Here is a 6786-nt window from a genome sequence, read left to right as displayed (position 1 = left end):
GCTGTCGGCATCTCCGGCGCGATCCAGCATCTGGCTGGCATGAAGGACAGCCGCGTCATCGTCGCCATCAACAAGGACGAAGAAGCGCCGATCTTCCAGGTTGCCGATTATGGGCTGGTGGCTGATTTGTTCCAGGCTCTGCCTGAAATGGCTGACAAGGTTTAAGGAAGACCAACATGAAACGTTCAGTGGTTATTGCTTCCGGGGTTCGCACGCCAATCGGAGATTTTGGTGGCTCTCTTGCAGGTATTCCTCCGTGTGAACTGGGAGCCGCAGTGGCGCGCGAAGCGATCGCGCGTGCTGGCATCGAGCCCGATCAGGTTGAGCAGACAGTCTTCGGCAATGTCATTCACACCAGACCGGAAGATATGTATATTTCGCGCGTTGTTGCGGTTCGTGCTGGGGTTCCTCACACGTCGCCTGCGTTGACTTTGAACCGCTTGTGCGGTTCGGGCCTTCAGGCGGTCGTTTCCGCTGCCGAACAGATTGAGCTTGGCAAAGCCGATATCGTGCTTGCTGGCGGTGCGGAGAGCATGAGCCGCTCTGGCCATTTACTGACGCAGGCACGCAACGGTCAGAAGATGGGCGATGTGACCGCGATCGATATGATGGTGGGGGCTCTGACCGATCCCTTCGGTCATGGTCACATGGGCATGACCGCTGAGAATATCGCTGAGCGGTCTGGCATCGATCGGGCAAAGCAGGATGCTTTCGCGGTTGAATCGCACCGTCGAGCGGCAGCAGCAATCGCAGATGGCCGCTTTAGCGGCCAGATACTGCCAATTGCCGTCAAGCAAGGTCGGACAGAAAAACTGTTTGATACGGATGAACATGTGCGCAGCAATGTTTCTCTGGAGGATATGGCCAAGCTGCGCCCTGCTTTTAGCAAGGACGGCGCCGTAACGGCGGGCAATGCATCGGGTCTCAACGACGGTGCGGCAGCTCTGATTCTTATGGAGGAGGGTGTCGCTAAAGCCCATGGCGTCAAGGCATTAGGCCGCATCATCGCAACCGGACTCGGTGGCGTCGCACCCGAGGTAATGGGTATGGGCCCGGTTCCCGCCAGCCGACAGGCTTTGCAGCGGGCGGGTCTGACCGTCGCCGATATGGATGTGATCGAATCCAACGAAGCGTTTGCGGCGCAGGCCTGTGCGGTCAGCGCGGAATTGGAGTTTCCGGAAGATAAGGTCAATCCGAATGGCGGCGCCGTTGCTCTCGGCCATCCGGTAGGAGCATCGGGAGCGATCATCCTCATCAAGCTTTGCTATGAACTGGAACGTATAGGTGGCCGCTACGGGTTGGCAACAATGTGTATCGGTGGCGGGCAGGGTATTGCGATGGTGGTCGAGCGGGTCTAAGAAGCAAGCCGGGAGCGAGGAGGCTTCTCTCAACGACGACCAGTTCTGGTCTGAAAGCGATCCATGACAGAAAAACTCTCTCATCGCGGGCTTGTTGTCGCCGCGATCATGGCAAGCATGGCCATGATCGCTGTCGAGGCAACGATTGTGTCTACCGCCATGCCGCAGATTGCAGCACAGTTGGGACAACTCAATCTGTATTCCTGGGTTTTTTCGTCATTCCTGTTGACCCAGACCGCGACGACCGTCGTGTTTGGAAAGCTTGCAGACATTTATGGTCGCAAGCCCGTTCTTATTTTCGGTATCGCGCTGTTCCTCGCCGCTTCGGTCTTGGCAGGCTTCGCCTGGTCGATGCATTCGATGATCGTCTTCCGGCTTTTGCAGGGCATCGGCGCAGGGGCGATCCAGCCTGCGGCCATGACTGTGGTGGCGGACCTTTTTCCCGGAGCGCAGCGTAGCAAGGTCCAAGGGTATCTTGCCAGTGTATGGGCTTTGTCAGCCGTCGTCGGCCCGTTGCTTGGCAGTCTCATCATTCACAATCTGAGCTGGGCCTGGGTTTTCTGGATCAATGTTCCCGTCGGTATTCTGGCGGCATCTGGTTTTCTTCTCTTCCTGCATGAAGAGAAGCGGACAAAACCGGTCTCGGTCGACGTACTCGGCGCGGCACTTTTCGCTGTCTCCATTTCGTCATTGATGATTGCGCTTACCCTGATGGAGAGCGCGGTTTCACTGGAAGGAATTCTGGCATTCATTCTCTTTGCCGTTTCGTTGATTGCCTTCATCTGGCAGGAGCGTCGCACGAAGGAACCCATGGTCGCGCCCGACCTGTGGCTGAAGCGTCCTATAGCTTTTTCCAATCTCGCGGTTTTCCTGGCCAGCATGTCGATTATGGGCCTGACGACATTTTTGCCGATGTATGTGCAGACGGTTCTCGACCGTTCTCCCGTGGTCGCGGGCTTTGCCCTCACTATGCTGCTGCTGGGTTGGCCCTGCGGGGCAACAATTGCATCGCGACAGTTTACGCGTTTTGGGCTGCGTCCAATCATGATCGTCGGAAGCATCTGTATTCCAATCGGAACCTCTCTGCTTGTCATGCTCACCCCGTCAAGTTCGGCAACAATGGCTGGAGCCGGTTCTCTGATCATGGGTTTCGGCATGGGGCTGCTTAACATCGGGGCACTAATCTTGACGCAGGACAGCGTAAGCTGGTCAGAGCGTGGCAGCGCTACGGCATCGAATGTTTTCTCGCGTAATTTGGGAAGCACACTCGGCGCGGCCATTCTGGGCGCAGTGCTCACCTACGGTCTTGCGAATGCCAACCACGGTGAAGCGATTACGTCAGAACAACTTCGTGACCTGCTGAATGGGGCGGAGATGTTGATTGATCAGCACGAGCTACGGCTGGCGCTTCAGCACGCGCTGCACGCGACCTTTGTAGCGATGATGCTTATCGCGGTGCTGATCGTGCCTGCCTGCCTCTGTGTGCCAAAGACCAAGAAAACATATGAGAGTGATTTACAAGAGGCGTGAGCCTCTCACCTGGAGAATAAGCGAACCGGTCTGGTTTCCATTTTGTGTTCAAGTCTCAACATCATCGGTGCCCCGCGGTGTTGAGCGTCTGGGCAACAGCAGAAGGAGGCGGGCAAAGCAGGCCGTTTCAACATATAACTGCGCCGCAGAATAAATTTGTCGCAATGCAGAAGATTTAAGTTGCCTGATCTTTGAGATTTCGTCCCGAAGCCGAGAAACTATCTGAGGCTGATCCCTAAACGTGCGCTTTGCGAGATGGGGTCACCCGATGTGATGCTCAGCGAAAGTGGATGTACCGATGCCCTATCAGTTAAGCCTTCTCGACAAGAGCCCGGTAGCACAAGCGGGCAATGCGGAAGCCGCTCTTGCGAACACCGTATCTTATGCTCAGGCGGCCGAACAAGCGGGCTACAAGCGGTTCTGGGTTGCGGAGCATCATCACGCGGAAGAACTGGCCGGGCCTTCGCCGGAGGTGCTTGTTTCCTATCTTCTGGCATCGACAAAGCGGATCAGAATTGGTTCTGGCGGCGTGATGCTTCAGCATTACAGCCCTTATAAAGTTGCCGAAAACTTCAACCTTCTGGCGGCCCTTGGGCGCGGGCGCGTGGATCTCGGTGTCGGCAAGGCGCCGGGCGGACTTCCTTTATCAACCAAGGCGTTACAGCAGGAAACAGGCAGCGAAAAGCGCCTCGATTTCAACAGCAAGCTTGAGCAGCTCACTGCATTTCTTGGCGGTGGCAAGATCGCTTCCGGTCCGTTTGAAGGACTGGCGGCAACGCCTAAACCACAGCTTTCTGCGGAAAAATTCGTGCTTGGCGCAAGCCCGGAAAGCGCGTTGCTTGCCGCACATTCCGGCTGGGATTTTGTCTATGCCGGTCATTTGAATGGTGATACTGCCAATCTGCAGAAAACGTTCGACGCCTATCACAAAGTGACCGGAAAGGTGCCGGTTCTGGCGCTTGGCGCAGTGGTTGCCGAGAGCGAAGACGCGGTTGATACTGCGGTCTCAAAAATCAAAATCTTCAAGGTGCATCTCGCCTCCGGACAATCCGTTTCGGTTGGCACACAGGAGGCCGCCGCCGAGTTTGCGCGGCAGGCTGGAGAGGCTGATTACCGGGTTGAAGAAAAGCATCCAAATGTGCTCGCAGGCTCGGCAAAGCAGGTGAAGCAGAAGCTCGATGAACTGCACGAGCAATATGGGGTGGCCGAGTTTGTGCTCGAGTTCCCCGCTGTTTCTCATGAGCAAAGATTAGCTGCCATCGAAGGCCTGGCAGGCGAACGTCTGGCAATTGCCGCCTGATCCAAAGCCACTGGCGATAAGGAGTATCTAAAATGGGTTCCAAGCAGATCAGATTCGGTGTGATGCTTCAGGGTGCGGGCGGACATATGAATGCCTGGAAACATCCATCCGGGCCGGCAGATGCAAGCGTGAATCTCCAGTTTTTCATCGATACGGCGCGCAAGTCCGAAGAGGCTGGTATCAGCTTCGCTTTCATCGCCGACGGGCTTTATATCAACGAGATTTCCATTCCGCATTTTCTCAATCGCTTTGAGCCTTTGACCGTCCTTTCGGCGCTCGCAGCGAATACGAAGCGCATTGGTCTCGCAGGCACGGTTTCGACGTCCTATAGCGATCCATTTACGATTGCGCGACAGTTTGCATCGCTTGATCTCATCTCCGGCGGGCGTGCGGGCTGGAATGTGGTGACATCGCCGCTTGAAGGGTCGGGCCGCAACTATGGCAAGCCACACCCAGAACACGCGTTACGCTATGAAATCGCCGATGAATATCTCGAAGTGACTAAAGGTCTTTGGGATTCATGGGATGAAGACGCCTTTGTTCGCGATCGTGAGAGCGGACAGTTCTACAAGCCGGAGGGTTTCCATCGGCTCGACCATAAGGGGCGCTTCTTCTCGGTTGAAGGGCCACTCAATATCCAGCGCTCGCCTCAGGGCCAGCCCGTCATCTTTCAGGCCGGTGCTTCGGAAGCGGGTGTAGGACTTGCGGGTAAACACGCGGACGCCGTCTTCACCAATGCCGGCACCATCAAGGACAGCCAAACATTTTATGCGCAGATTAAAGCCAGCGCTGTTGCGCATGGGCGCTCGCAGGACGATGTCGGCATTTATCCCGGCATTGGTCCCATCGTTGGAAGAACCGATACCGAGGCCGAAGAGAAATATCATGCGATCCGTAATCTCGTAAGCATCAACGAAGCTCTGTCCTATCTCGGTCGCTTCTTCGATCATCATGATTTCACCGCCTATGATCTTGATGCGCCTTTCCCGGATCTTGGTGATGTCGGCAAAAACAGCTTCCGTTCGACAACGGATCGTATCAAGCGCGACGCGGCTGCAAACAGGCTCAGTTTGCGTGAAGTGGCGCTGAATGTTGCCACACCACGCACGTCCTTCATTGGTACGGCGGAAAAAATCGCAGACGAAATCATTCTCTGGAAAGAGCAAAAGGCAGCTGATGGTTTCATCCTCGGCTTCCCGGTGATCGCTGAAGGGCTGGATGATTTCATTGCCCATGTTCTGCCAATTCTGGAAAAGCGCGGATATCATGAAGGCAGTCTGAAATACGACACGCTGCGCGGAAATCTTGGATTGGAGCATCCGCAGAGCCGTTATGCGAAGCCCGTTGAAAACAATGATGCCGAAAGCCACCGAAAGGGTGCGGCATGAATATTCAACGGTCGCCAGACGTAAACCGCAAACTGGAAATCGAGGCGGGTCTTGCCTCGTTTATCGACGAGTTTATCGCTTTGCGTCGCGACATTCATGCTCATCCGGAGCTGGCGTTCGAGGAAACACGAACCTCTGCTCTGGTGGCGGATTATCTCAGTCAGTGGGGCTATGATGTTACAACCGGCGTTGGTGGTTCTGGTGTCGTTGGCACATTGAAACGCGGCAACTCCAGCAAGGCCATTGGTATCAGGGCAGACATGGACGCCCTGTCAATCATCGAAGCAACTGGCCTTGATTACGCAAGCAGCAACTCCGGTGTGATGCACGCATGTGGCCACGACGGACACACGACCATTCTGCTGGCAGCAGCGCGCTATCTCGCTCAGTCTGGTCGTTTTTCCGGTGCGGTGCACCTGATTTTCCAGCCAGCTGAGGAGATCGGGGCTGGCGCCCGACGCATGATCGAGGACGGCCTCTTTGAGCGATTTCCGTGCGATGCCGTCTATGGGCTGCATAACTGGCCGGGCGTGCCCGCAGGCAAGTTCGGCTTTGTGACTGGCCCGGCGATGGCATCGGTGGACCGGGCAAGAATTCGCGTGAACGGCCGTGGCGGTCATGGGGCCGAACCACACAAATCGGTAGATCCGGTTGTGGTGGCTTCATCCATTGTTCTGGCCTTGCAAACGGTGGTCGCGCGCAATCTCGATCCGCTCGATATGGGGGTTGTGACGGTGGCCTCCATTCATGGCGGTGATGCGTTGAATGTCATTCCCGCGCATGTTGATCTTGGCATTACCATCCGCTCGTTTTCGCAAACTGTGCGCGAGGAATTGCGGCGGCGGATTGAAGCTGTCGCGCGTTCACAGGCAGAAAGCTTTGGTGCCGTTGCTGATGTCAATTATCAGTGGGGTTTTCCTGCTCTGATCAACGCGAAATCCGAGACGGAATTTGCGCGACAGGTTGCGCTCCGCACGTTCCCCAACGACGCTGTTATCGAAGATTTCCGACCGCGCACGGCGAGTGAGGATTTTGCCTTCATGCTCGAACAAAAGCCGGGAACGTATTTCTTCGTCGGCAATGGTGAAAGTGCCGGTCTGCACAGCCCCGATTACAATTTCAACGATAAAATCCTGCTTCCAGCCGCGTTGTTTTGGGTTCGGCTGACCGAAGCATCGCTGATCTGAGATTGCACGATTTCTTCAACATG

General features: G+C 55.8%; 5 protein-coding genes and 1 pseudogene. All 6 read left to right on the top strand.

What is annotated here, in order from left to right:
- Window positions 1-165, top strand: a pseudogene (locus FIC94_RS17035) (FAD-binding protein); the annotation flags it as partial.
- Window positions 166-176: 11 nt separating this feature from the next.
- Window positions 177-1358 carry a beta-ketothiolase BktB gene (gene bktB, locus FIC94_RS17030; protein WP_140025658.1) on the top strand — a complete coding sequence of 394 codons (1182 nt, stop codon included), beginning with the start codon at window positions 177-179 and terminating at the stop codon, window positions 1356-1358.
- Between the two features lie 63 nt (window positions 1359-1421).
- Window positions 1422-2888, top strand: a complete 1467-nt coding sequence (locus FIC94_RS17025) for an MDR family MFS transporter (RefSeq protein ID WP_140025657.1) — start codon at window positions 1422-1424, stop codon at window positions 2886-2888.
- Window positions 2889-3186: 298 nt separating this feature from the next.
- Window positions 3187-4188, top strand: coding sequence for an MsnO8 family LLM class oxidoreductase (locus FIC94_RS17020; protein WP_140025656.1), 1002 nt, complete (start codon window positions 3187-3189; stop codon window positions 4186-4188).
- A gap of 32 nt (window positions 4189-4220) precedes the next feature.
- Complete coding sequence (locus FIC94_RS17015; RefSeq protein ID WP_121537535.1) at window positions 4221-5576, top strand: LLM class flavin-dependent oxidoreductase; 1356 nt, start codon at window positions 4221-4223, stop codon at window positions 5574-5576.
- Window positions 5573-6763, top strand: coding sequence for a M20 aminoacylase family protein (locus FIC94_RS17010; protein ID WP_140025655.1), 1191 nt, complete (start codon window positions 5573-5575; stop codon window positions 6761-6763). Before FIC94_RS17015 ends, FIC94_RS17010 begins: the two co-directional genes overlap by 4 nt.
- Window positions 6764-6786 lie beyond the last annotated feature (23 nt).

Origin of the sequence: Ochrobactrum teleogrylli (genome assembly GCF_006376685.1) — a bacterium.
GTDB lineage: Bacteria > Pseudomonadota > Alphaproteobacteria > Rhizobiales > Rhizobiaceae > Brucella > Brucella teleogrylli.
This window is presented reverse-complemented; position numbering and strand designations above follow the sequence as displayed.

Coding starts and splice junctions, on each gene's coding strand:
- bktB (WP_140025658.1), top strand. CDS start 177: ATGAAACGTTCAGTGGTTATTGCTTCCGGGGTTCGCACGCCAATCGGA.
- FIC94_RS17025 (WP_140025657.1), top strand. CDS start 1,422: ATGACAGAAAAACTCTCTCATCGCGGGCTTGTTGTCGCCGCGATCATG.
- FIC94_RS17020 (WP_140025656.1), top strand. CDS start 3,187: ATGCCCTATCAGTTAAGCCTTCTCGACAAGAGCCCGGTAGCACAAGCG.
- FIC94_RS17015 (WP_121537535.1), top strand. CDS start 4,221: ATGGGTTCCAAGCAGATCAGATTCGGTGTGATGCTTCAGGGTGCGGGC.
- FIC94_RS17010 (WP_140025655.1), top strand. CDS start 5,573: ATGAATATTCAACGGTCGCCAGACGTAAACCGCAAACTGGAAATCGAG.